Raw genomic sequence first — 22612 nt, forward strand, 5'->3', positions numbered from 1 at the left:
AAGATCGGTACAAGAAACGCAACACCATCGAACGGGCCATCAACCGGCTCAAGCAGCACCGGGCCGTCGCCACCCGCTACGACAAGCGCCGATACGTCTACCTCGGCACCACCACAGCGGCAGCCCTCGTCATCTGGCTACGAACATGATCGGCCGGACAAGTCCTAGTTGGACCGCAGCCGCGCAGGGGCGGGATCGAACTCCTAAAGCGGGTGTCGCAGGAGACCAGATTGTTGCTGAGGTCAGCTCTGAGTCAGTCGTGCGGCACGAGCCAAGGTCTCTACGTAGTGGAGATCTCGCGCGGCGGAGAACGTGGTCAGCATCAGGCGGTACGTCACCACGTCTGAGGTTTTCAGAGTCAGTTCTTTACCGTCCAGCTCTGCACTGACGAGCTGGGCCAACGGGATACGCACGTCGTCGAGGGCCCGCCGGTGAACGACGACGCCACGTAGGTCTGCCGCAATCCAGCCGTCAATCGTCTTTCGGCGCGGTGCGATGAGCGGACCAAGGGGAGCGCTCACCGTAGGAGCCGCTGGGACTTCTGGAACAGGGCGGGTCGGCTTGGGCTTTGTACGGCTAGAGCCCGAGCGAGAGCTAGAGGTGGAGTACGACACTCCAGGGGCAAGGCGCACTGTCGTGGTCCGCCGCCCGCGACTGTTCATGGTGACCCGCCCGGCCTTGCCTCCGATACTCAGGCTGCTCGACTTGCTGCCGAGTCGAACGCGCAGGCCTGGCGCAATCTTGAACGACTTGTTGATGCGCAGTCCCATACATCCCCCAAGGCATTGGAGTAGCAGGTTAGCCCGCATACCACCAGCTTTGGGCTGTTCTGCCTGAGATCGCTGGAGTCTGCTTCATGGTCGGGGGCACCCGCCGTCGTGGCTGACTGTCTTCGGCTGAGGCTCAGACGGCGCGCATCGACGGTGCCAGCTGTCAGTCACGCGTGGCAAAGCCGGGCCGCGTCTGGATGGGTGGGACGGCCACGGGTTGGCCGTGGACGATCGCGGCGCGCCGCCTCGCTGACGCCTTCCAGCGCAGAGCCCACCATGCCGAGCCGCCGCCGGCCGCCGTACCCGCCGATGTTCGCCCGGCTCTTGTTCTCGTTCTTCGCCCCGCTCGCCACGAGCACGCCCATGCGGATGGCGACCTGGCTGCTGCTGCCGCCCGGCACACCGGCGGGTACCTGGACGACCCTGCTCCTCCAGACCGCCGGCACCGCGGCCTACGCCTGCGCGAGACCGAGGTGGTAGGCGGTCCGGGCCCCCGGATCGATCCAGGGGCCCGGCAGGGTGAGTTAGATCAGCGGACGTCGACGAAGTCGCCGCTGGAGGTGGCGGTCGCGGTGGTGGACGTAGCGGTGAAGGCGTACCGCCAGTAGCCGTCCGTCGATGCCTTCACCGTGGTCTTCAGGCCTCCCGTGCTGCTGGTGGAGACCGTCTTCACCGTCGTGTACGCGGACGCCCCCTTCTTGCGGAACTGGAGCATCACCTTCTGTCCGACGTATCCGTGGTAGCCGCCGAGCGTCTCCCAGTCCGCGCGGGAGAGCTTGCCCGTGATGGTGATCGTCTTGCCCTTAGTCACCGGCTCGGGAGACGCGTCGGCCGTCACCGACGCGTCGCGCAGCACGGACGGCGACTTGGCGGCGTGCAGATCCACGTGCCCCGTGCCGTCCGCGGACTCGGCCCAGACGGCGGCTTTCCAGGTACCGGCGAGGGAGTTGCGGCCGAGGGTCCAGCGGGGCTGGATGTAGGCAAACTCCGTCTCGCAGGTGGAGGTGGTCGCGTTCGTCTTGGTACAGGTCGCCGTCCAGGTGCCGTAGAGGATGGCGTCGGGGGTGGCGTACGACCCCCGGTAGAGGTACATGTCGCCGTTCGCGATTCCCGACGGGTCGGTCGCGGTGAACTTCGCCTGGAAATACTGGAGCGGCTGGTCGGTCAGCTCCACCGGCTTTCCGCCGTTCACCACGACGTTCGAGATACGGGTCGCTCCCACCGTCTCGTCGCTCGGCGTGGCCGGGCCCCCGAACGCCCGCACGAGGGTGCGGCGGAGGCTGCCGCCTCGGTCGTCGTCGGCGGTGACGCGCAGGGTGACGAAGGAAGCGGTGGCGGGTACGTCCAGGGTGGCGGAGCCGTCGGCCGCGACGGGCAGGTCGGTCCAGCTCGTGCCGTCGTCCGTGGAGTACGCGAGGCCCGTGACCTTGGTGTTCGCCTCGGCCGCGGCAGTGTTGCGGGTGCTCGCGCTCGCGTCGATCCGGACCGTCCCGGCAGCCGCACGGCCCAGGCTGTCAAGCCCCGAGACCTTCAGCCGGGCATCGATCAACGGGAGTTCCCTGCCCTCCGCGTAACCCGAGCGGAACGTCCACTCGTTGTGCACGTCCGTAGACAACGAGGAGTAAGGGACGCGGCGGTGCACGGTCTGGTCGAGGGCGTACGCCCTCTCGAATGACGGCAGGCTCGACGACATCAGACCGTGGGAGCTGTCGAGTCCCGAAGCTTGGGCATAGGTGACGCCGTCCGACGTCAGCTTGTAGGAATTGGTCGCGCGGAAGTCGGAGCCCGAGTGGCCCGCGACGTCGCCGAAGGCGTTTCCCTCGTACAGCGAGATCTTCCCGTAGTACCGCTGCGAGCCGATCGACGGGCCGCGCACCGGCTGGAGCGGGGCCGCGCCCAGGACCTCGCCCGCGCTGGTCCCGGCAGGCAGGGTGCGATCGGGAAGGTTCAGGTTCAGGTCGCCGGTGCCGTAGTTCAGGAGGCGGCTGTAGGTGACGCCCGGGGTGGCGTACTCGGTGAGGGAACCGGCGGCCGGCACCGAGCCGCCGATGAACACGCCCGTCCACTCACCGAAAGAAGGGGAGCTCTGCAGGTACGCGGTGGTGCGGGTGCCCGGGGCGTTGACCTTCGTGACGGTCTTCGCCAGGGCGGAGGTACGGACCGTGGTGACGGGCGAGGTGGGCACCGTCGTGGTGTAGCTGTGCGTGAGGTCGTAGCGGTAGGGGCTCGGAACGCTTGCGGAGGAGCCCTTCTTGCCGAGCACTTCGTGCAGTCGCAGCGAGACACCGGGCACCGAGAACGGGGTGACGTACACCTTCTCGGGCCCGCCGCCGGCGAAGCCCGCCAGGTCGCCGCCCGGGACGCTGATCCACACGGCAGAGGAGTCCCGGGTGGCGGTGGTGTCGTCGGTGCGGATCGCGGTCTCCTTCGCCGCGTTCTGGTCGAAAGTGACCGTGGTGGCGGCCGAACCGACGGTAAAGGTACGAGTGAGCAGGTAGCTCGGCTCCAACCAGTCGTTGTGCAACGCCACCGAGAAGTAGTCGCCCGGCGGCAGCTTCACGCTCGCCGTGCCGCCTGCGGTGTCGCTGTTGACGGCGTACGACGTCCAGGTCTTGCGGTTCCAGACGTAGAAGAGCTTGGATCTGACGTCGGCGTGCGTGATGCTCAGTTTCACCGTGTACGTCGACGCGGTGGCGGTCGCCGTCCTGAGACCGCTGCGCACGGTACCCGTCGCAGTCAGCGGAAGCTTCGCACCCGTACGGTCTGCCGCGGACTTTCCTGTCGGCCGTACGGACAGCGTGCCGTTCATGGCGGCGACCGAGTAGCGGGCCGGGTGACCCCCGGAGCCTCCCGGGTCCGCCGTGACCCGGAGGTTCCGCCCGTCGACGAGTTCGACGCGGCCACCGTCTCCCAACTCGGAACTCGACGCGCTGCGGTGTGCCGGGTCCTGTACCGAGGAGACCAGGCCTACCGTGGCGAGTTCGCCCTCCGCGGCACTCGCCACGGGCGCGAGCAGCACCGAGGCCGCCACCAACGCCCCGCTCGCTCCTACCACAGCGGGTCTTCGGATCCGCCCACCCCAAAATCCGGACATCAGTTGCTTCCCGCCCCTTTCCTTTGAGAACCAACTCCCGGCTCATCCAACACAGGAGTCGATCAGCTCACTCTAGGGTGAAGTGCTAAAACTTGCGTTCGATCGCTGCCACCCACTCACTCAAATCGAGAGCTGTTCCGAGGAGCACGAGCTGGGAGGACCACGGTCAGGACGAGCATGACGCCAATGAGGTACACGGAGGCCCCAACCACGGCCTCAGCCTGTGGAAGGCTCGCCGGAACTTCGAGACAATCGGTGCGTGCAACGAGCACTGCGCTCAGTTTGTACGGGCCCCGCTGCCCGAAGAGCATCCGCACAGCGGCACGCCTTACGGAACGGGCACGCTCTACTCGTGGTCCTGACGTCCCAGAGTTCCCGCATGCACGAGCGCACCAGATCGAGCGGGGAACAGCGGGGAGTCTCAGTGAAAGCGGCTTAGCCTGAGGGGGCCGTTCCATGGCCGTTCGCACAGGTCAGGGCCGGTCCGAAGCGGGCTTTAAATGATCGCAGCTTCCCAAGCTGAGGGTCCTTGAAGCCATCAGGCCAGATCCTCGCCGGCAGTCCGGACCGCCAGCTCACGTGCCTCATGGATGCGAGGATGGGCCGGATGCAGAAACCTCTCGCAGTCGGTCAACGCCCGTCGCGCTGCAGACTCTGCCTCGCTGCGGCGACCCAGGCCATGCAAGGCTGTGGCAATGGCCATGTCCAGGACCCCGCTTTTCTCCCGAACCCAAATTGACCTGTGGCGACGCGCCTCCGTCAAGGCTTCCTCGTGTCGGCCCTGCCCGGTCAGGCTCCGCACCAGCTGGCACTGCAAAGCGGCAGCCGTGCCCCCGACCGCACGTGGCAAATTCCCCCGCGCAATGGCCTCGGCCTCCGCGTAGCGGCCCTGCCCACACATCGCATCTGCCAGGTCGTCCAAAGTGGACAGTTCGATTCTCCACACCTCAGTGAGATGCGCTATGCGGGTCGCGGCTCGCAGTATGGCATTCGCCTCGGCCTCAGCCTCCGCATAGCGCCTCTGGTGAATGAGGACCACCACACGGTTCCCCCGAACCACCAACGGCAGTCCCGGATCGACGCCCACTGCCGACTCCAACTCCCCGATCAACGCCTCCAACTCGGTCAGTACCTCCGCTCCACGCCCGTGAGCCACGGCCGCCGCCGTGGCCAAAGCCCTGGCATGCCACACCGTTAGGGGGTTTCGTCTGCGAAGGCGCCGTGGCGCGGCCGCCAGTGCTCTCGCTCCGGCTTCGGCCTGCTCGTAGTCCCCTGCCTTAACCAGGTCCCCGAGGCGGTCGAGGGCCAACGCATCCGAACGAGACATACGGCCGTAGGCCCACCGGAGGTCCGGCCGAAGTTAGCGGCTGCAGGTTCCTCGGTGGTTCCGGAGTCTGCCAGTTCTGAGTGTGGCGCTCGCTGCAGAAGACCCGGTCGCCGAGGGTTCTGACATCCACGGCCGACATCGACGACGTCGGACGGAGACGTACGCCAACAACCCTGTCCGGCCGGCGCACCAGCCTGCGGCGGGGGTGCTCAGGCCGTCAGGCCCTCGATGGCCACGGGAAGATGGCGCGGGCCGCGCAGCACCGCGTTCGCGCGGTACGGCGGCGGGTCCTCGAGCAGCCGGGAGAACTTGACCCTGCGGAAGAGTTCGGGCACAGCCAAATGGAGCTCTATGCGGGCGAGAGGGGCGCCGAAGCAGTAGTGGATGCCCGTGTAGAAGCCCAGGTGCTCGTTGTCCTTGCGGTCGGGATCGAACCTGTCGGGGTCCTCGAAGCGCCGGGGATCGCGGTTGGCAGCGGCCAGCATGAGCCAGACCGGCGAGCCCTTGGGGATCGTGGTGCCGGCGACCTCGATGTCGGTCAGGGCGGTGGTCCACGGGACGAACTGGACCGGAGGCTCGTACCGCAGCACTTCCTCGATGAGCGGGACGGCCAGGCCCGGGTCCTTCTGGAACCGATCGAGGAGGTCGGGGTGGCGCAGCAGGGTGAGGGTCGTATTGGTGATCGCGTTGACGGTGGTCTCGTGGCCGGCGACCAGGAGCAGCACCGCGGTGGCCTCCAGATCTGCCGGTGTCATGTCAGGGGCGAGCGCACTGAGCATCCCGGGGCCGGGGTGGCGGCGTTTGGTCTCGATCAGATCGGACAGGTAGGCGCCCAACTCCTGGCGCGCCCGCTGTGTCCTTTCGAGGCCGTCGTCGTCGCCGGCGTGGGGATCGAGTGACGACGCCAGGGCATCGGCCCAGACGTGGAAGCGCGGTTCGTCCTCGCGCGGCACGCCCAGGACCTTGCAGATGGCGGTGACGGGAAGGGGGTAGGCGAAGTCCTCCACGATGTCGACCTGGTCCTTGCCCTCGAAGGCGTCGAGCAGCTCGGTGACGGCCCTGGCCAACTCTTCACGCAGGCCGTCCAGGAACCTGGGGCTGTGCGGCGGGCCGAACGGCCGGTTGATGGTGTCGCGCAGCCGGTCGTGCTTGGGCGGGTCGGTGAAGATGAAGCTGGGCGGCAGTCCGGTCTCCTCCGCCGGTTGCCCGGGGCGGGCGTAGCCGGGTGGGCGGTTGCTCGTGTCGTTGCTCAGCCGCGGGTCGTTGGCCAGGCTCCGTACCTCGTAAAAGGTGCTGACCAGATAGGTGCCGTCGTCCTCCCGCCTGACCGGTTGCTTGCGCAGTTCCGCGTAGAGCGGATAGGGGTCGGCCCGATTGGCGTAGTCGGTGATCTGCGCGGAGATGGTGCCGGACGTCATGGTGACTCCTCAGGGCTCCGAGCGGTGCGGGGCCGGTGATCAGGCATGCGACGGAACGAACGTGACACGCCGCTCGTTCGGTGAGTGGCCGGTCAGTGTGACGGTGGGCCCGTGGGTGGGCAGATGGGGATCGGGGAAAGCCGAGTCGATCGGCTGCAGCGTCTCGCTCCGGCGGTCCACCGAGCCGTACTCCGGCGGGAAGGGCGCGCCGGACGCGATCTGCTGCTCGTAGAACCCCAGCCACTTGGCTCCGTCGAAGGACGCCGCGGCGATGACGCGGCCGCGGTAGCCGTACACCGCGACGAACCGCTCCTCGGCGAGTGTCCCCTGGGCGACGACCAGTTGGTCGCCCAGCGAGGGCACGCCCACCGACTTGATGTTGACGCCGAACTGGGAGGACCAGAACATCGGCAGCCACAGGTGCGGGCGGCGTTCAGGCCCGGCACAGATCATGTTGTGGGCGGCGATCTCGGCCTGTTCGACCGCGTTGCCCCAGTGCTCCAGCGCCAGGAACTGGTAGTCGAACAGCGGGTGGGGGCTGCGGGCGACGTCACCGGCGGCGTAGATGTCGTCGGTGACAATGCCGTTGACGTCGAACACCCGGCACCCGGCGTCGCACGCGATCCCCCGCGGACCCGCGGCCACCCCCGAGCCGGCGAGCCATTCCGTGTTCCGCATGGCGCCGAGCGAGACGACCGCCACCTCCACGTCGATCGCCGAACCGTCGGACAGATAGGCGCGCCTGAGCCGTCCCACGTCACCGCCCTCGAGGGCGGTGACGCTGACGCCGCAACGCAGGTCGACCCCGTGCTTGCGCTGCAGCCGGTCCGCGACCGCGCCGATCACTCCGCCGAGCGCGCCCACCAGCGGTGCCGGGCCGCGTTCGGCGACCGTGACCTCGAGGCCCTGCTCCCGGCAGGCGGAGGCGACCTCGGAGCCTGTGAAACCGGCGCCGATCACCAACACCCGGGGCACGCCCCCGGTCAGTTTCCGGTACAGGCGAGCGGAGTCGTCGCGGGTACGCAACACGAACACCCCGTCCAGGGCGGCCTCTTCCGGGTGGATCCAAGGCCGCGCTCTGGTCCCGGTGGTGATCAGCAGGCGGTCGTAGGGGACGGTGTCGCCGTTCGCCAGGCGCACTTGCTTGGCGTCCCGGTCCAGGCCCTCGGCGGCGACGCCCAGACGCCACTCGGCGTCGATGTCCCGCCGCCGCGGAAGCGCGGTGTCCTCGGGCCGTGCCCGTCCGAGCAGCGCCTGCTTGGACAGCGGCGGCCGGTCGTAGGGCTCGTACGGCTCGTCGCCGATCATCGTCAGTGATCCGGTGAAACCCTTCTCGCGCAAGGTCTCCGCCGCGCGCAGACCGGCCAGCGAGGCACCGACGACGACGATGCGGCCCCGGCGCCGCAGGACCTCGATGTCCGTGTCAGCCGACATGGGGCTCCACCCGCTTCGTCGGCTCATCGGAGTAGTCGGCGAGGATGGCCTGGACCGGGCAGGCGGCAGCGGCCTTCTTCACCCGCTCACGCTGTGCCTCGTCGAAGCGAGGGGAGAACAGCAGCGCCTCTTCGCCGTGCAGAGAGAAGACGTCCGGGGCGAGGAAGACGCACTGCGCGAACCCCTGACACCGGTTGAGATCGACGACAAGCCTCATTGGAATCCGCTCCCTGCAGGGGCCGCGGTTGCCGAGCCCGCGGCCGCCCGCGGTGGACGAACCCGCAGCCGTGCGTGCTGGCCGAACCCGCAGCCGTCCGCGCTGGGTCCATGTGGTCGGTAGGCATGCCTCACCTTCAGCTTCAGTCCTCCGCCCAGGTCTCGCAAGGCGAGGGCGGCGCTGACCGGCGATCACGAGGCGGCCCTCGGATACCTCGACGAGGCGCGGGCCACCGCCGAACAGTGCGGCGCCACGGGAGTACTGGGATGGATCGAACAGGCGCGCACCCACGTCTGAACCGATCCCGGTCACGGCGCCGAGGAAAGGCCCACGGCCATGGCTCGATCCACAGTTCTGACCAGTGCCCGCCGGACGAGCCCTGGGAAACCTGCCCTGTGCCGGAACTGTTCCGCCGACATCCCGCGCTGACATCAACGACCCTGGATGGCCTCGGCTTTGGACGGCTGCGGCCTTGGGTGGGTGTGGATGACTCCTGTGTGCGGAGCTGGGCCCGGTCGAGGCGGAGGCGGAGCGAACCGGAGGGCGGGGCGGCGTGGGCAAACGACGGTACGTGGCGCGCGGGGTGCCGGGCGGATACCGGATCTGGGACAACAAGGGGCGGCGCTGGTGGGGAGATCTCTACGAACTCTGCCCCGACGATCTGCTGACAGAGCTGAACGGCCGCGCTGACCCTGACCGGATCTCTGCTCTCCTCAAGCGCTACCGAGCGCTGAAGCGGTAGCCGTCGCCGTCGCCGTCGTTCGTGAGCCCCCTCGTGTGCCCTTCGCGTGTCCGGACCGGCCTTTGGGGCACCGAGACGCGATGGCTTCCAAGCCCCGCGACGAACGCGCACCGTACGGCGGCTGCCACGTCGTACGACCGGTGTCGCACCGTACGGCGGATGTCACGCCGCACGACGGCTACGAAAGGTCCGCCGCCGGCACTCCCTGGGCGTGCTTCAGCCTCGCGCGGGCGTCGACCGTCTCCGGGGGTGCGACCTCCGACCAGAAACGGTGGCAGGTCACGAACACGGCGAGCTCGCGCTCACGCTGCCTGAGCTTCTCCACCTCGGCCTGTTCGTCGTCGGTCCAGCCGGGGGACGCGGGGCGCTCCACCTGGCGCCAGCCCCTGTCGTCGCTGAAGCCGTCCAGGGGTTCCACCGACCAGGGGAGCCGCTTGAGCAGGGCCAGGAGCTCCGCCCGGACCTGGTGCAGTTCCTCCTGGCCGGCCAGGAGGTCACTCGGGAAGTCATAGGTCGCAGCCACGCGGCAATGGTACGCCTGTTCGATTTTGAGGTGCGAGTTCCTTCCGGGAGTTCACCCGAACGGTTGCCCGCTCCGGCCGACGGATGCACTCGGTCGCAGGTGGCCAGTCCAGGCTGTCCAGTTTGAACTGGCCAGTTCAAACTGGACAGCCTGGACTGACGGATTTAGTGTGGCTGCCATGGACGACAGCGCCGAGGGCATCTCCGAGTCCGCCGCGCGCGCGGCGCAGGATCTGCGGGTGGCGTTCAACCGCCTGCGGCGGCGGATCCGGGAGGTCTCCGAGCGGCAGGACCTCACCCCGTCACAGGTCTCCGCGCTCACCCTGGTGAGCAAGAGCGGAGCGGCCACGGCGAGCGCGCTGGCCGCCACCGAGGGCGTCCGGCCACAGTCCATGGCCGCCACCCTGGCCGTGCTCGACCAGCAGGGACTGATCGCCCGCAACCCGGATCCGGGGGACGGCCGCCGGCAGCTCGTCACGCTGACCGACGCCGGCCGCGAGCGCGTCGAGGGCACCCGGCAGGCCCGCGGGGAATGGCTGGCCAAGGCCCTCCAGGAACGCTGCACGGAGGCCGAGCGGCAGAGCGTCATCGAGGCGATGGCCGTACTGGACCGGCTCACCCGCCCGTGACACCCGCCCTCGGCACCCGGCTCGAGCGGATTCTCGGCCCCCAGTGCCGCCGCCCGGCGCCTTGCCCGACGGCGACGGCGGCAACGGCGGCGGCGGCGACGACCTCCTGGCCGTCGCCGCCCCGCCTTCTTCGCCGCAGCCGCCGCAGACCCGTATGGACGGCACCAACCCGCCCTCTCCCTCACGCCCGCCGGAGCCGTACCGCTCCCAGCGGCGACCCTTCCGGACCGATCTCTTCCGGACCGATCTCTTCCGGACCGATCCCTCCCCACACGCTCCGGCACACCCCTCCGAAAGGCCTGACCATGGCAGTCACCACGCTCGACCCGCACACCGCCCTCGTCGTCATCGACCTGCAGAACGGCATCGTCGGGAACCCGGGCCTCGCCCCCCACACCGCCGCCGAGGTCGTCGAGCGGTCGGTGCTGCTCGCGGACGCCTTCCGCGCGCAGGGCCTCCCGGTCGTCCTCGTACGGGTCACCGCCGCCGCCGACGGGGCGGACGCCGTACGCGGCCGCAACGACGGACCGAGCCGCGCCCGCAGCTTCGCGGAGGGCTGGGACGTCATCGTCGACGAACTGGCCGGGCACGCCGGGGACATCACCGTCACCAAGCGGAACTGGGGCGCCTTCTACGGCACCGATCTCGACCTGCAGCTGCGCCGCCGCGGGATCACCCAGATCGTGCTGACCGGCATCGCCACCAGCATCGGCGTCGAGTCCAGCGCCCGCGCCGCCCACGAGCACGGCTATCACGTCACCCTGGCCACCGACGCCATGACCGACCTGGACGGCGAGACCCACCGCAACAGCGTCGAGCGGATCTTCCCCCGCCTCGGCGAGACCGGTACGACCGCCGAGATCGTGGAACTGCTGGCCAAGACCCACGCGTGAGCCGCGCCCCGCGTCAGCGGGGACCCGCGCCCTCCAACTCCCGCACCAGCCGCTCCGCGACCGGCACGGGCACCCCGTGCCGGGCCGCGGCCCGCAGCAACGCGCCGCCGATCGCGTCCAGTTCCAGCGGACGGCCCGCCTCGGCGTCCCGCAGCATGGAGGACTTCGCACCGGGCGGGAAGGCGTCGTAACGAGCGAGGGCCGCGGCCGGGTCGGCCGGGCCCCCGCTCGCGCGGCTCACGGCGGCCGTCTCCGCGACCAGAGCCGTCAACTCCGTCCGGTGCAGGGTCCGGACGTCGCCCAGCGGCACCCCGTACCGGGTCGTCAGCAGCGCGAACGGGGCGAGGAACGACATCTTCGCCCACAGCACCGCCGCCTCGTCGGCCTGGACGCGGACGTCCGGTCCCGCCGCCGTGAGGACTCCGGCGAGCGCGTCGAGCCGCTCGCGCGCCACGGTGTCACCGGTCAGGTCGATCTCCGCGAACGGGCTGCCGTGCTCGATCACCCCGGGAGCGGTCCGGGTCGACTCGACACGGATGACGGCGGGGGCCACCCGGTCCGGCCCGTAGCGGGCGCGCAGGGCCGCGGGGTGTTCGACGCCGTTCAGGAAGGGGACGAGCAGGCCCTCGCCGAGCGCCCGCGCGGGTACCCGGTCGAGTGCCGCGTCGAGTGCCGTGTGCTTGACCGTGACCAGACAGGCGTCGACCCGTTCGCGCAGTTCGGTGTCCGCCTCGACCCGTGCGGTGAACTCCCCGAACCGTCCGCTGCGGACCCGGATGCCGTCCGCGCGCAGCACCCCCGCCGTCTCGTCCCCGGCCAGGCAGATCACCCGGTACCCGGCCCGCGCCACCAGCGCGGCGAGCAGCCCGCCGACGCCGCCGGGACCCAGTACCGCCACGGTGAACCGTTCGTCGCGTTCGTCGCGTTCGTTCTTCGTCATGTCTGTTCGATCCTCTCGTGGGTCGGCCCCGGGGACGGTGGCCGCCTGGAGTGGATCATGCCCGGCCGCGCCGTCCTGCGCTACAGCCGCGCCGACGCCCCCGGCTCCAGCAGGTGCAGCCGGTCACCGAGTCCGGCCTCCGCGAAGGCCTTCGTCAGCGTGGCACCGTCCTCGGTGAAGTGGCCCCAGTGCTCGAAGTGCAGGGGGACGACGTGCCGGGCGCCCAGGATCACGGCGGCCCGCGCGGCCTCCTCACTGGTCAGGGTCAGCGGGGCGTCCGGCACGAGCGGGGTGCGTGCCGCGCCCGCGAAGAGGACGGCCACGTCGAACGGGCCCTCCCGCCGGGCGATCTCGCGGACCACGTCCAGCGACGCGTTGTCGCCGCTGACGTACACCTTGGGCAGTCCCTCGCCGGACAGCACGAAACCGGTCACCTCGCCCACGACCGGCTCGGAGCCCGCGGGGCCGTGCAGCGCCGGTACGGCGGTCACCCGGAGCGTCCCGCCGCCGTCGGGGCGCGGCAGCTCGACGTGCTCCCAGGCGGGCAGGGCCCGCACGGGAGCGCCGATACGGTCGTACGCCGACGCCGTGGACAGGGTGAGGGGCGCGCCCATGAGGTAGGTCCGCCCGGCGGTGTCGAGGTTGTCCGGGTGCTGGTCGTGCGAGAGCAGTACGGCGTCGACGGCGCCGATCTCCGTGGCCGCCAGCGCCGGTCCCGTCGTCTTCACCAGTTCGCGCGTGCCGATGGGGTACTTGCCGGGGGCGTCGAAGGTCGGGTCGGTGAGCAGCCGGACGCCACCGAGCGCGACGACGGCCGTGGGCCCGCCGACGTAGGTGATCTCCACAGGGGTCATGTTCTGCACAAGGGAGCGGAGCGAGACCGTATTCCCTTGCCGGCGCCCATACCCGTGCCCATAGCCATACCCGTGCCCCACGCCCACACCCGTACCGTCCCGGATCACCAGGGCGTGCGACTGCCGGAAGAGGCGACCGGATGTGACGACCGGAGGTCATGGCGTCGTCGTCCGCGCGAGACTGGACCCATGTGCCGCAGCATCAAGACTCTCCGCCCGCCCGTACTCCCCGAAGAGGCCACCGAGGAGGACATCCGCGCCGCCGCCCTCCAGTACGTCCGCAAGGTCTCCGGTTTCCGCGCCCCGGCCGCCCACAACCGTGAGGTCTTCGAGCAGGCGGTCGAGGCGGTCGCGGCCGCCACGGCCGAGCTGCTGGGCGGCCTGGAGATACGCGGGGTCACCCAGCGCGCGGGCTGAACCGGCCCGGCGGAACGGCCCCGCGGGGCCGTGGGTGAGGCGCTCCGCGCGTCAGGCGCCGGTGCCCGACTCCTGGGGTACGGGCCGGCGCATCAGGTACGCCGCGCCCGCGCCCGCGCCGAACAGCGCCGCGAACGAGACCCCCGTGGCGAGCCAGGTCGCGCCCAGCCACTGCCCGCCGAAGTAGCCGAGGGCCACGCTGTACACGGCCCAGGCCAGGCTCGCGAGTATGGACCAGGGCAGGAACTCGCGGACGCGGCGGTGGGCGGCGCCGGCGCCGAGCGAGACGACCGAGCGGCCGGCGGGCGCGAAGCGGGCGAGGACGACCAGTGCGCCGCCCGCACCTCCACCGCGCGCGAGCACCGCGCCGAGACGCTCCTGCGCGCTGGAGAGCCGGCGGGAGCGGGCGATGGCACGGTCCAGGCGTTCGCCGCCGCGCCAGGCCAGCCGGTACGCCACCAGGTCGCCGAGGACCGAGGCGGTGGCCGCGGAGAGGGTGAGCGCCAGGATGTCGGGTACCGCGTGCGGCACGGCTCCCGTGGACCCCGCGGCCGCCGCGGTGGCCGCCGTGATGACCAGGACGCCACTGGGCAGCACCGGCAGGAAGACGTCCAGCAGGACCGAGACGGCCACCGCCGCGTAGATCCATGGGCTGCCCGTCAGCGACCCCACACTCTCCAGCACCGAAAACTCCCCTGTACTCCCCCGAAGGCACGACCTCGCCGCTACGTCGCGGGGGAGCGGCAGGGCGGCCTGTGACAGCCATACAGCGTACGCGGCGGGTGTGACAGCGGGGTCACGGGGGGCTTATGTGTTGTTCACGGTGCGTTGACGCCGGGGAGTCAGAGGGGTGGGGGAGTGCCGTCCCGTGAATGGGCGGCGAGGCCCTAATCAATGCTTGCAAGCTCAATATTCAGCCGGGTCCTGACGTCCGCCGCTTCCCGTTCCGTTTCGGCCGTCGCCGCACGCAGCGCCGCCCGCGCCACCGCGTCGGCGTCCGACAGCGTGACCGAATCCACCCCTGGTCTGGCGCCGGCCGCGGTCACCCAGTGCACGCCCTCGGTGGGCACTCCGAAGGCGAACCGCCGTGCGTGCGGGCGGCCTTGGCGATCCCGCAGCCGGTACGGGCGCCGTGTCACGTCCAGCCCACCCGTCTCGTGGCCGTCACTCGTGTGCGGGCGGCACTGACCCGTCTTCAACAGCCGGGCGAGCAGTTCGTCGGCCGTCCGCCTGAGGTCCGGTTCCGGAAGCCGTGCCTCTATGAGCGTGGTAGCGCGTACGGCCGAGCCCGGCACGTCCGGGGAGTGCGCGATCCAGGTCCCGTCCTCGGCCCGCACGTCGAACCGCGGGCCGAGGACGTCCAGGACGCCCGCCTCGATCAGCGCGGTCATCTCCTCGACGCGTCGGCGGGGCGGCCCGATCGACAGGAAGGCGTTGAGCGGTGTGTACCAGCGGTCCAGGTGCTCCCGGCGCGACCCGCCCCGCAGGCCGCCGTGGTCGACGATCAGCCGCACCTCGTTGCGCAGGTCGCGCAGCACGTCCAGGGCGGCCTTCAGCGGGCCCTCGACATTCCCGAGCGCGGCCTGCTCGGCGTCCTCGCGCAGATGGGCGAGCAGCCAGCCGCGCCACTCACCGGTGTCGGCGAAGACGTGCCCGGCGTACGGACGCGACATGCGGTCCCAGGACCATCGGTCCGCCCTCGGGACACCGAACTCCTCGAGCAGGGAGGCCTCTTGGGGAACGCCGTGGGGAAGGGAGAGGAAGCACTCCCGGAACTCCCGCGGCCCGCCGCGAAGCCGCCCGCGCTCCTTCAACAGCCCTTCGTAGTAGACGGTTTCGACCTCCTTCGCCACCAACGGCCATATCTCGCCCAGGAAGTCCGGAGCCTCACCCGAGTCGGCGCGTCCGCGGAAGCGGGCGACGGTCTCGGGGGTGAGGACGAGCGGGGTGTGACGGCCGTACGGCCCCTTCGCGTTGTCGCCGCGGGCCTGGTAGGGGACGCCGCGGCGGGAGCCCGCGTACAGCCGGGGCTCCCGGCCCGAGGAGTGGTAGCGCAGGCCCCGGCGGGTGCGGGTGAAGCGGCCGCCGCGGCCCGCCGTCAGCAGCGCCATGTGGTCGAAGAAGTTGAGGCCGAGCCCGCGCAGCAGGACGGGCTCGCCGGGGGCGAGGGCGGAGAGGTCGACGTCGGCCGGATTGGCGGGCGCGACGTGCCGCAGGCCGTGCCGTCGTGCGTACGAGGTGAGGTCGCGCAGGTTCCGGTCCGCGGACACCGGCAGATGGCCCTGCGCGAGAACGACCGCGGACAGGCCCGGCAGCGCGTCTCCGTCGTCGAGGGTGAGGGTCTGACGGCCGCCGGGGCCGTCGTCGAGCCGTACCGCGCGCGCCCGGTGCGTGCGGACGCGGACCGGGTCCGGTGCCTGCCGCACCACCTCGGCGAACACCCACTCCAGATAGCGGCCGTAGTGGGCGCGGGTCGGGTATTCGTCCGGGCCGAGGTCGCCGCCCGCCCAGGTGTGCAGGCTGGGTCCGGGGCGGACCGGGCCCGAGCAGTCCACGCTGTCGTCGGTGAAGAGGGTCACCTGTGAGGCCACGGTGTTCATCAGCAGGTGCGGCGACTGCGCGGTGCGCCAGACGCGGCCGGGGCCGGGCGGTGCCGGGTCGACGACGTGGACGGTCAGTCTGGTGTCCGGCGGGAGGAGTTCCGGCGCGGAGGCGCAGAGGCGTTCGAGGACGCTCGTACCCCGCGGTCCGGCGCCCACCAAGGCGACGGAGACCTCGGTCGGCTCGGCGGGCCCTGCGGATTCCGCGGTCGGTGCAGACAAGAGTGTGACTCCCGGACATGGTGGGGCGCATGACGGTGAACTGCCCGCTGGAAGCGGACGGTCCGCCTCATCATGCCGTCGCGGGGCACGGGAACCGAGCCCCGGGCGGCTGGACGGCCGCTCGCTGTGTGATGCGTCACGCGCATCCCGGGCGACGCGCGCGACACCCGTATACACCTCCTGCAAAGGCCGGTTGCGGACGACTGGGGACGACTGCGGACGACTGCGGACGTCCGAGGTGTCCGAGGGGAGATGGTCCGCGGGCCGCGGACGTACGGCTTCGCGAACGTACGGCCTCCCGGACTCGACGCTCCCCGAATCCACGACCTCCCGAATCCGCGACTTCCTGAACCCGCAACCTCCCGAATCCACGCCCCCGAACCCAAGCTTCTCGAACCCAAGGCTTCTCGAACTCTTGGGCCCCGGGCTCACGAACTCAGCTCGGATTCCACGACCGTCCGCAGCCTGGCGCCCCCGCGCCCGTCTCCGCCCCCGCCCCCACTCCCGGTCCCGCCCCTCCGTCCCGTCCGCGCCTGCTCCAGCCGCAGCCGGGCGGAACGCCCTTGCAGGGTCAGGGTCATGAGCTGGTTGCCGAACCAGGGTCCGCCCGTCCTGCGCCAGCTGACGGCGGGGCGCGCGCAGTTGCCGTGCCTGGCCAGGCGGCGGCCGATCGCCCGGCCCACCGCACTCCACCCGAAGCGGAATCCGAGCCGCATGTACGCGGGTATGGAGTTGTGGACGGGGGAGCAGGTCAGCTGGAGCACACGGGCGTCGGGACCGGACGCGCCCTCGGGCCAGGCGGGTTCGGCGACGTAGGCGTGGTGGACGTCCCCCGACAGTACGCACACGGTGGCCGGCGCGTCCGGACCCGAACCGGCCTCGGCGAGCAGCCCGGCCAGCGCGTCGAAGGAGGCGGGGAAGGCCGCCCAGTGCTCCAGGTCGGCCCCGCGGCGCAGCTTCTCCCCGAACCTGGCCCAGCGCGTGCCCCGCTCGCCCCGGCACAGCGCGGCATCCCATGCCTCGGCCTCGTGCACCAGGTGGGGGAGGAGCCAGGGCAGCGAGGTCCCGATGAGGAGGTGGTCGTACGAGCCCGGGGCGTCCAGTGCCTGCTCGCGCAGCCACCGGGCCTCGCCCGGATCCAGCATCGCCCGCTCGTCCTCGGCCAGCACCCGGGCCGCCCGGGTGTCCACCATCAGCACCCGGACGCGGCCGAAGTCGCGGCGGTAGCTCCAGCGTACGGAGGCGGGGTCGGCGTCGGACTGGGCGGCGAAGCCGCGCAGCACGTCCGTGCCGTCGGGGGTCTCGCGGACGGCGGCGTAGAGGGGGTCCTCGGCCAGTTCGCGCGGCGAGAGATTGCCGAGGTGCTGGTGGACCCAGTACGACATCAGGCCGCTCAGCAGCCGTTCGCGCCACCACCCGGTGGCCCGGATGTCGGAGACCCACGCGGCGCTGGTGTTCCAGTCGTCGATGACGTCGTGGTCGTCGAAGATCATGCAGCTGGGCACGGTCGACAGCAGCCAGCGGACCTGGGGGTCGAGCCAGGATTCGTAGTAGAGGCGGGTGTACTCCTCGTAGTCCGCGACCTGGCTGCCGGGAGGGTCCGCGAGGCTGCGGCGGGCGGTGAGCCACGCGCGGGTGGCGTCCGAGACCTCGTCCGCGTACACCTGGTCGCCCAACAGCAGCAGGACGTCGGGGCGTTCGTCGTCCGGTGCGGCGGCGATACGTCGCGCGAGGGTGTCCAGGGCGTCGGGGCCCACCGGGTCCTTCTCGTCGGCGGGGGGAGCCGCCCAGCGGCAGGAGCCGAAGGTGACCCGGACCGCGTCCTGTCCGTCCGGGGTGCGGACGACCGAGGGCGGGAAGGCCGAGCCGGGCAGCGGCCAGACGCCGACATCGTCGAGCAGTACTTCGTACGCGGACTCCGTGCCCGGTGTCAGTCCGTCCACCGGCACCAACGCGTAGTGGTGCCCGGCGACTTGGAACGTGCGCGCCTCGCCGCGGGCGCCGCCGGCGCAGCGCACCTCGGCGGTGCAAGGACGGTTCGCCTCGACCCAGAAGGTCGCGGACGAGCTGTCGACGTACCTCAGCAGCGGCCCCAGGAGCAGCTCCGCCATGGTGATCACCCTCCTCCGTCGCCCCGTACGGTACGGAACGACGGAGGGGAGCGGGGAGGTTCCGCAAAGCGCGCCGGTTTCGGAGGTGGGGGGACCGGCGCCGGCTCAGCAGCCGCTGAGGACGGAGCTCAGCTTGGCCTTCTCGGCGGAGTCGACGGCGAGGTTGTAGTAGTACTTCACCTGGACCCAGGCACGGACGTAGGTGCAGGCGTACGAGCTGAGCGGGGGCATCCACTCGGCCGGGTCCTGGTCGCTCTTCTGCTGGTTGACGTTGTCCGTGACGGCGATGAGCTGCGGGCGGGTCACGTCGTTGGCGAAGGCCTGACGCTGTGCGGTGGTCCAGGCGCCGGCGCCGGAGTCCCAGGCCTCGGCCAGCGGCACGAGGTGGTCGATGTCCAGGTCGGACGCGGCGGTCCAGGTGGCACCGTCGTAGACGGAGTACCAACTGCCGCTGGTGGCCGTGCAGGCGGAGTTGGTGACGACGTTCGAACCGTCGCGCTTGATGACGTACTCACGGGTGTTGCAGGTGCCGCTGATGGTGATCCAGGTGGGGAACAGGTCGCGGTTGTAGCCGGTCCGGTTCTCCGTCTTCACCGAGAGGGAGGCGAGATAGGTGCGGGCGGTGGCGGCGCTGACCGGGGTGGGCAGGGCGGCGGAGGCGGTGGGGCCGGTGAATATCCCGGCCATGGCTATCAGGCCGGTGAAGGCTGCGAGTATGCTCAGCCGTCGACGCGCGTAGACCTTCGACATGCGAACTCCCTTGGAGTGGGGGGACGTTGGAGCGAGCGGGCCCATGCTTGCGGCGGCTCGTTTCCGGGAGGGGTGCATCAGGTAAGAAGTTAATGACGTGCTCATGACATGCCAAGACCTGTGACGTCACGGATCGCGCGCCTTCCGGCCATGGGACCTTCGGCCCTTATCCGCCCGTTCCGCCGTCCCGTAGACTGGTCGGCGCAGAAGGGGAGTAGCTCTTCGCCGGACCGTCGACATACCGCTCAGCCCGTCTGAGCCGGCGCCCGGAGACAGGCCTCGACCGCGACCCACGGGTCCGCGGAGGCCGGTCGGCGAGACCTTCGGCAACGCAGTGCACCGCCCGCGCGTCCTCGGACGCGAGGGCGCCGATGTGTGCTGCCGTGCCGAGGTGTCGCGTCACAGTCACAGCACTCTCGGCGGGGCGGCCCCGACCGATCGAGGGATTTTGATCAGCATCACCGTGATGGCGCTCGTCTTCGGTGTCGTCTTTCTCGCCGAACTGCCGGACAAGACCGCGCTCGCCGGGCTCGTCCTGGGCGCCCGCTACCGCGCCTCGTACGTCTTCGTGGGTGTCGCCGCGGCCTTCGCCGTGCATGTCGGGCTCGCCGTCGCGGCGGGCAGCGTACTGACCCTGCTGCCGCAGCAGATCGTGCACGCGCTCACGGGGGTGCTCTTCCTCGCCGGTGCCGCCGTGCTGCTCCTGAAGAAGGGCGAGGGCGACGAGGAGATCCGCAAGCCCGGGAACCAGACCTTCTGGAAGGTCTCGGGGGCGGGCTTCATGCTCATCCTGGTCGCCGAGTTCGGTGACCTCACGCAGATCATGACGGCGAACCTCGCGGCCCGCTACGACGACCCGCTCTCCGTCGGTCTCGGCGCGGTGCTCGCGCTGTGGGCGGTGGGCGGGCTCGGCATCGTCGGCGGAAAGGCACTGATGAAGCGGGTGCCGCTGGAGCTCATCACCAAGGTCGCCGCGGTGCTGATGCTGGGGCTCGGGGTGTGGAGCCTGTACGAGGCGGTCGCGGGCTGAGCCGCCCGGTGCGCCAGGGTCCCGGCGGAAGCGGTGGCGCCGGAGCCGTCCATTTTGTATCGTAGAGAAACAAAGTGGCTCCCGTCCGCACTCCCTGACCGGCGGGCGGGGCCGCCTTGTCCCCCCGGGGGACCCGGCGCCGAGCCTCGGACCGGACACCTCCGGCCTCTTCCCTCGTGCTTTCCCCCGCGTATTCCCCTGCGTTCTGGAGCCTGCCGATGACGGCCACCACCGTTCTGACCGCCCGCGCCCTCCTGCTCGACATGGACGGCACCCTCGTCAACTCGGACGTCGTCGTCGAGCGCTGCTGGCGCCGCTGGGCCGACCGGCACGCGCTGGACGGGGACGAGGTCATGAAGGTCGTCCACGGGCGGCAGGGGTACGCCTCGATGGCGGTCCTGCTGCCGAACCGGTCCATGGAGCAGAACCACGCCGACAACGCGCGGATGCTCGCCGAGGAGACCGCCGACATGGACGGCGTGGTCGCCGTCCCCGGTGCGGCGGAGTTCCTGGCCTCGCTCGCCGGGCTGCCGCACGCGCTCGTCACCTCGGCGGACGTGGGGCTGTCCGGTGCGCGGATGGCCGCCGCCGGGCTCGGGCTGCCCGACGTGCGGGTGACCGCCGAGTCCGTCGGGGCGAGCAAACCGGATCCCGAGGGATTCCTGAAGGGCGCCGCCGAGCTGGGCGTCGCGCCCGAGGACTGTGTCGTCTTCGAGGACTCCGGTGCGGGGATATCGGCCGGGCGGGCGGCCGGGATGCGGGTGGTTGGGGTCGGGCCGCGGGCCGGCCTCCACCGCCCCGACGTCCTCGTCCGCGACCTGACGCAGATCCGGGTGGAGCGCGTGACCGACGGTTCCCTACGGCTGCACATCAGCTGACCGGCCCTTTTCCTCGCCCGGCCGCCCCTGCCCTTCACGTCCCAGGGGACTCCGCCCTCAGACCCTGGGTGGGGCTGCGCCCCCGCGTCACACCCTTGTTACTGCTACTGCTACTGCTACTGCTACCGCTACCGCTACCGCTACCGGGTCGGTTTGGGTCGGTTCCTTGGCTCGGGTGGTCGCTTCCGTGGGTGTCCGTCCGGCGGGAGGGGGCGGGGCGGTGCGTCGTAAGGGTGTCGCTTACGTTCGGATCGAGCTGCGGATCGCTTGCCCGGCCCACGTCTGATCCGGCGGCGACACCCTCGACGTACCGTCCCGCCCCCGCCCCACCACCCAGCGGCTACAGCTACAGCGACAGCCACGACTACGGCTCCCGCGTCTCCGATTCGAGGCTCGCCCGCGTCGCCCTGCCGTACACGCCCTGTTCGTCGCCCGTGATGCCGCGGGCCCACTGGTAACGGCGTACGGCGTCCTCGACCTGACGGGAGTAGCTGCCGTCGGCCTGGCTGTTGTAGAGGTACAGCTGACGCAGACGCAGCTGGAGTTCGGTGACCTCCGGCCCCCGGTCACCGCGCCGCAGCGTCGCCGACACCTGTCCGTTCGAAGGCGAGGTCCCCTGTCCGGCCGCCGGCGAGCCGGTCGCCGCAGGGCTCGCGGGGGGCTCCGACGGGCCGGCCGACCCCGACGGCGAAGCCGATGACGACGGCGAGGCCGACGCCGTCGAGGCCGACGCGGAGGGCGACGGGCCGGTGCTGGACGGCGCCACCGCCACCGCCGACCGTGACGATCGCGGCGCGGACGCCGACTCCGAGGCAGAGGCCGAGCCGGACGTCGTCGACGGATCCGGCACGCTCGCCCTCACCTCGTCCGGCAGTGCCCCGTCCCGCGCCGGAGCCTCGTACGAGAAGAGCCCACTCACGAACCCCGCCGCCACGACAGCCACGACCACACCGGCAGCGGCCAGCAGCGCGGTCCGCCGCCCACGCCGCCCCGGCTCCTCGTCCGACGCGGCGAGACGGTCCGCATCCGTCCCACCCCCCGCACCGGCACCCACACCGACACCAGGACCCACACCCACACCAGGACCCGCACCGACACCAGGAGCCGGCATCCCGTGCTCGACCCGGAAGAGCGCCACCGTGTCGTCGGCCGGCACCCTCCCCAACCGCATCGTCCGAGCCGAGGCGTCCTCGTCCCCGCTCTCGCCCCGGCCCCCGTTCTCGGCGTCGGAGGGCTCACCCCCCGCACCCCGCACTCCCAGCTCCACATACGGACGTATCCGCAGCGGATCGAAGTCCTCCGCCGCGGCCGCCTCGGCCGTACGCGCGTCCCGCAGGGCGTCGGACGCGCGTAGCGTGCAGACGCAGGACGGCGTCCCGTCCCCCGCCCGGGGCACGGCACACTCCGGGCAGACATGCCCGTTCGGATCAGTCACGCCTTGGGTCCCCTCCCCTGAAGATCCCCCGCTGAGCTCCCGAGGCTATCCAGACGCCCCCCGCCCTCTTCCGGGAGCCCCCGGAATTCCCCCCTCCGCCTCGACAGGCCGCAAACGGACATACCGACCACGATGGAGGGTGACCGAGACCCTCGGGGGCCATGGGAGGCGCGAATGACGGGCGACATACCCGGCGACGTACAGGGAGACAAACGGGGAGACGCGCAGCGGGACTCGCACGGCACGCACGCCGACACACCCCCGTACGCCGTGAACGAGTCCGCCGAACGAAGGCGCTCCGCGGCCGCCGCCGACGCCCAGGAGGCGGT

22 protein-coding genes and 3 pseudogenes are annotated in these 22612 nt (G+C 71.0%); 10 read left to right on the forward strand and 15 right to left on the reverse strand.

Going from position 1 to position 22612, the window contains the following annotated elements; translation table 11 throughout:
- Positions 1-149: pseudogene (locus tag ABZV34_RS30280) on the forward strand (IS5/IS1182 family transposase); the annotation flags it as partial.
- Between the two features lie 93 nt (positions 150-242).
- On the opposite strand, the gene ABZV34_RS30285 reads toward ABZV34_RS30280, so the two are convergent.
- Both ABZV34_RS30285 and ABZV34_RS30290 read right to left on the reverse strand, forming a co-directional pair.
- Complete coding sequence (locus tag ABZV34_RS30285; RefSeq protein ID WP_356283634.1) at positions 243-521, reverse strand: hypothetical protein; 279 nt, start codon at positions 519-521, stop codon at positions 243-245.
- A 96-nt stretch (positions 522-617) separates the two neighbouring features.
- A pseudogene (locus ABZV34_RS30290) lies at positions 618-809 on the reverse strand (DUF4236 domain-containing protein); the annotation flags it as partial.
- Between the two features lie 158 nt (positions 810-967).
- On the opposite strand from ABZV34_RS30290, the pseudogene ABZV34_RS30295 reads away from it, so the two are divergent.
- Both ABZV34_RS30295 and ABZV34_RS30300 read left to right on the forward strand, forming a co-directional pair.
- Positions 968-1069, forward strand: a pseudogene (locus ABZV34_RS30295) (RNA polymerase subunit sigma-24); the annotation flags it as partial.
- On the forward strand, positions 1047-1250 hold the full coding sequence (locus ABZV34_RS30300) for a hypothetical protein (protein ID WP_356283637.1): 204 nt from the start codon (positions 1047-1049) through the stop codon (positions 1248-1250). The pseudogene ABZV34_RS30295 and the gene ABZV34_RS30300, both read left to right, overlap by 23 nt.
- 49 nt (positions 1251-1299) lie before the next feature.
- Here the strand turns inward: ABZV34_RS30300 and ABZV34_RS30305 are convergent, their stop codons facing one another.
- Positions 1300-3825: a hypothetical protein gene (locus ABZV34_RS30305; RefSeq protein ID WP_356283536.1), complete on the reverse strand. Its 2526-nt coding sequence runs from the start codon at positions 3823-3825 to the stop codon at positions 1300-1302.
- A 131-nt stretch (positions 3826-3956) separates the two neighbouring features.
- Here ABZV34_RS30305 and ABZV34_RS30310 point away from each other — a divergent pair, with 131 nt between their 5' ends.
- Entirely contained in the window at positions 3957-4226 is a 270-nt protein-coding gene (locus tag ABZV34_RS30310; protein WP_356283539.1) for a CPCC family cysteine-rich protein, read from the forward strand.
- A 176-nt stretch (positions 4227-4402) separates the two neighbouring features.
- Here the strand turns inward: ABZV34_RS30310 and ABZV34_RS30315 are convergent, their stop codons facing one another.
- The 4 genes from ABZV34_RS30315 to ABZV34_RS30330 form a co-directional block, all read right to left on the reverse strand.
- Entirely contained in the window at positions 4403-5191 is a 789-nt protein-coding gene (locus ABZV34_RS30315) for a tetratricopeptide repeat protein (RefSeq protein ID WP_356283542.1), read from the reverse strand.
- Between the two features lie 209 nt (positions 5192-5400).
- Positions 5401-6609, reverse strand: coding sequence for a cytochrome P450 (locus ABZV34_RS30320; protein WP_356283545.1), 1209 nt, complete (start codon positions 6607-6609; stop codon positions 5401-5403).
- A 39-nt stretch (positions 6610-6648) separates the two neighbouring features.
- A complete protein-coding gene (locus tag ABZV34_RS30325) occupies positions 6649-8043 on the reverse strand; it encodes an FAD-dependent oxidoreductase (RefSeq protein ID WP_356283548.1) in 1395 nt (464 codons plus the stop codon).
- Positions 8033-8260 carry a ferredoxin gene (locus ABZV34_RS30330; RefSeq protein ID WP_356283551.1) on the reverse strand — a complete coding sequence of 76 codons (228 nt, stop codon included), beginning with the start codon at positions 8258-8260 and terminating at the stop codon, positions 8033-8035. Before ABZV34_RS30330 ends, ABZV34_RS30325 begins: the two co-directional genes overlap by 11 nt.
- A gap of 553 nt (positions 8261-8813) precedes the next feature.
- On the opposite strand from ABZV34_RS30330, the gene ABZV34_RS30335 reads away from it, so the two are divergent.
- Positions 8814-9002 carry a hypothetical protein gene (locus tag ABZV34_RS30335; RefSeq protein ID WP_356283554.1) on the forward strand — a complete coding sequence of 63 codons (189 nt, stop codon included), beginning with the start codon at positions 8814-8816 and terminating at the stop codon, positions 9000-9002.
- Positions 9003-9180: 178 nt separating this feature from the next.
- Here ABZV34_RS30335 and ABZV34_RS30340 read toward each other — a convergent pair whose 3' ends face one another.
- Positions 9181-9525 carry a hypothetical protein gene (locus ABZV34_RS30340; protein WP_356283557.1) on the reverse strand — a complete coding sequence of 115 codons (345 nt, stop codon included), beginning with the start codon at positions 9523-9525 and terminating at the stop codon, positions 9181-9183.
- Positions 9526-9703: 178 nt separating this feature from the next.
- On the opposite strand from ABZV34_RS30340, the gene ABZV34_RS30345 reads away from it, so the two are divergent.
- Both ABZV34_RS30345 and ABZV34_RS30350 read left to right on the forward strand, forming a co-directional pair.
- On the forward strand, positions 9704-10153 hold the full coding sequence (locus ABZV34_RS30345) for a MarR family transcriptional regulator (protein WP_148013778.1): 450 nt from the start codon (positions 9704-9706) through the stop codon (positions 10151-10153).
- A gap of 305 nt (positions 10154-10458) precedes the next feature.
- Entirely contained in the window at positions 10459-11046 is a 588-nt protein-coding gene (locus tag ABZV34_RS30350; protein WP_356283560.1) for a hydrolase, read from the forward strand.
- Positions 11047-11059: 13 nt separating this feature from the next.
- On the opposite strand, the gene ABZV34_RS30355 is transcribed toward ABZV34_RS30350, so the two are convergent.
- A complete protein-coding gene (locus ABZV34_RS30355; protein ID WP_356283563.1) occupies positions 11060-11986 on the reverse strand; it encodes a 2-dehydropantoate 2-reductase in 927 nt (308 codons plus the stop codon).
- An 80-nt stretch (positions 11987-12066) separates the two neighbouring features.
- Complete coding sequence (locus ABZV34_RS30360) at positions 12067-12840, reverse strand: MBL fold metallo-hydrolase (RefSeq protein WP_356283566.1); 774 nt, start codon at positions 12838-12840, stop codon at positions 12067-12069.
- A gap of 189 nt (positions 12841-13029) precedes the next feature.
- On the opposite strand from ABZV34_RS30360, the gene ABZV34_RS30365 reads away from it, so the two are divergent.
- Positions 13030-13257, forward strand: a complete 228-nt coding sequence (locus tag ABZV34_RS30365; RefSeq protein WP_356283569.1) for a DUF2277 domain-containing protein — start codon at positions 13030-13032, stop codon at positions 13255-13257.
- Between the two features lie 51 nt (positions 13258-13308).
- On the opposite strand, the gene ABZV34_RS30370 is transcribed toward ABZV34_RS30365, so the two are convergent.
- The 4 genes from ABZV34_RS30370 to ABZV34_RS30385 form a co-directional block, all read right to left on the reverse strand.
- Positions 13309-13941 carry a VTT domain-containing protein gene (locus ABZV34_RS30370; protein ID WP_356283572.1) on the reverse strand — a complete coding sequence of 211 codons (633 nt, stop codon included), beginning with the start codon at positions 13939-13941 and terminating at the stop codon, positions 13309-13311.
- Positions 13942-14144: 203 nt separating this feature from the next.
- On the reverse strand, positions 14145-16079 hold the full coding sequence (locus ABZV34_RS30375) for an FAD/NAD(P)-binding protein (RefSeq protein ID WP_356283575.1): 1935 nt from the start codon (positions 16077-16079) through the stop codon (positions 14145-14147).
- A gap of 428 nt (positions 16080-16507) precedes the next feature.
- On the reverse strand, positions 16508-18190 hold the full coding sequence (locus tag ABZV34_RS30380) for an alkaline phosphatase D family protein (RefSeq protein WP_356283578.1): 1683 nt from the start codon (positions 18188-18190) through the stop codon (positions 16508-16510).
- A gap of 105 nt (positions 18191-18295) precedes the next feature.
- Positions 18296-18940, reverse strand: coding sequence for an HNH endonuclease family protein (locus ABZV34_RS30385; protein WP_356283581.1), 645 nt, complete (start codon positions 18938-18940; stop codon positions 18296-18298).
- Positions 18941-19388: 448 nt separating this feature from the next.
- On the opposite strand from ABZV34_RS30385, the gene ABZV34_RS30390 reads away from it, so the two are divergent.
- Positions 19389-19970, forward strand: a complete 582-nt coding sequence (locus ABZV34_RS30390; protein ID WP_356283584.1) for a TMEM165/GDT1 family protein — start codon at positions 19389-19391, stop codon at positions 19968-19970.
- Between the two features lie 218 nt (positions 19971-20188).
- On the forward strand, positions 20189-20848 hold the full coding sequence (locus ABZV34_RS30395) for an HAD family hydrolase (protein WP_356283587.1): 660 nt from the start codon (positions 20189-20191) through the stop codon (positions 20846-20848).
- Between the two features lie 364 nt (positions 20849-21212).
- Here ABZV34_RS30395 and ABZV34_RS30400 read toward each other — a convergent pair whose 3' ends face one another.
- Entirely contained in the window at positions 21213-22283 is a 1071-nt protein-coding gene (locus ABZV34_RS30400) for a peptidoglycan-binding domain-containing protein (RefSeq protein WP_356283589.1), read from the reverse strand.
- Positions 22284-22612: the final 329 nt, after the last annotated feature.

Origin of the sequence: Streptomyces sp. NPDC005195 (assembly GCF_040608315.1) — a bacterium.
Classification (GTDB): Bacteria; Actinomycetota; Actinomycetes; order Streptomycetales; family Streptomycetaceae; genus Streptomyces; species Streptomyces kaempferi.

Excerpts from the sequence above, each read along its gene's own strand:
- ABZV34_RS30300 (WP_356283637.1), top strand. The coding sequence starts at position 1,047 with ATGCCGAGCCGCCGCCGGCCGCCGTACCCGCCGATGTTCGCCCGGCTC.
- ABZV34_RS30315 (WP_356283542.1), bottom strand. The coding sequence starts at position 5,191 with ATGTCTCGTTCGGATGCGTTGGCCCTCGACCGCCTCGGGGACCTGGTT.
- ABZV34_RS30320 (WP_356283545.1), bottom strand. The coding sequence starts at position 6,609 with ATGACGTCCGGCACCATCTCCGCGCAGATCACCGACTACGCCAATCGG.
- ABZV34_RS30325 (WP_356283548.1), bottom strand. The coding sequence starts at position 8,043 with ATGTCGGCTGACACGGACATCGAGGTCCTGCGGCGCCGGGGCCGCATC.
- ABZV34_RS30330 (WP_356283551.1), bottom strand. The coding sequence starts at position 8,260 with ATGAGGCTTGTCGTCGATCTCAACCGGTGTCAGGGGTTCGCGCAGTGC.
- ABZV34_RS30345 (WP_148013778.1), top strand. The coding sequence starts at position 9,704 with ATGGACGACAGCGCCGAGGGCATCTCCGAGTCCGCCGCGCGCGCGGCG.
- ABZV34_RS30350 (WP_356283560.1), top strand. The coding sequence starts at position 10,459 with ATGGCAGTCACCACGCTCGACCCGCACACCGCCCTCGTCGTCATCGAC.
- ABZV34_RS30355 (WP_356283563.1), bottom strand. The coding sequence starts at position 11,986 with ATGACGAAGAACGAACGCGACGAACGCGACGAACGGTTCACCGTGGCG.
- ABZV34_RS30360 (WP_356283566.1), bottom strand. The coding sequence starts at position 12,840 with ATGACCCCTGTGGAGATCACCTACGTCGGCGGGCCCACGGCCGTCGTC.
- ABZV34_RS30365 (WP_356283569.1), top strand. The coding sequence starts at position 13,030 with ATGTGCCGCAGCATCAAGACTCTCCGCCCGCCCGTACTCCCCGAAGAG.
- ABZV34_RS30380 (WP_356283578.1), bottom strand. The coding sequence starts at position 18,190 with ATGGCGGAGCTGCTCCTGGGGCCGCTGCTGAGGTACGTCGACAGCTCG.
- ABZV34_RS30385 (WP_356283581.1), bottom strand. The coding sequence starts at position 18,940 with ATGTCGAAGGTCTACGCGCGTCGACGGCTGAGCATACTCGCAGCCTTC.
- ABZV34_RS30395 (WP_356283587.1), top strand. The coding sequence starts at position 20,189 with ATGACGGCCACCACCGTTCTGACCGCCCGCGCCCTCCTGCTCGACATG.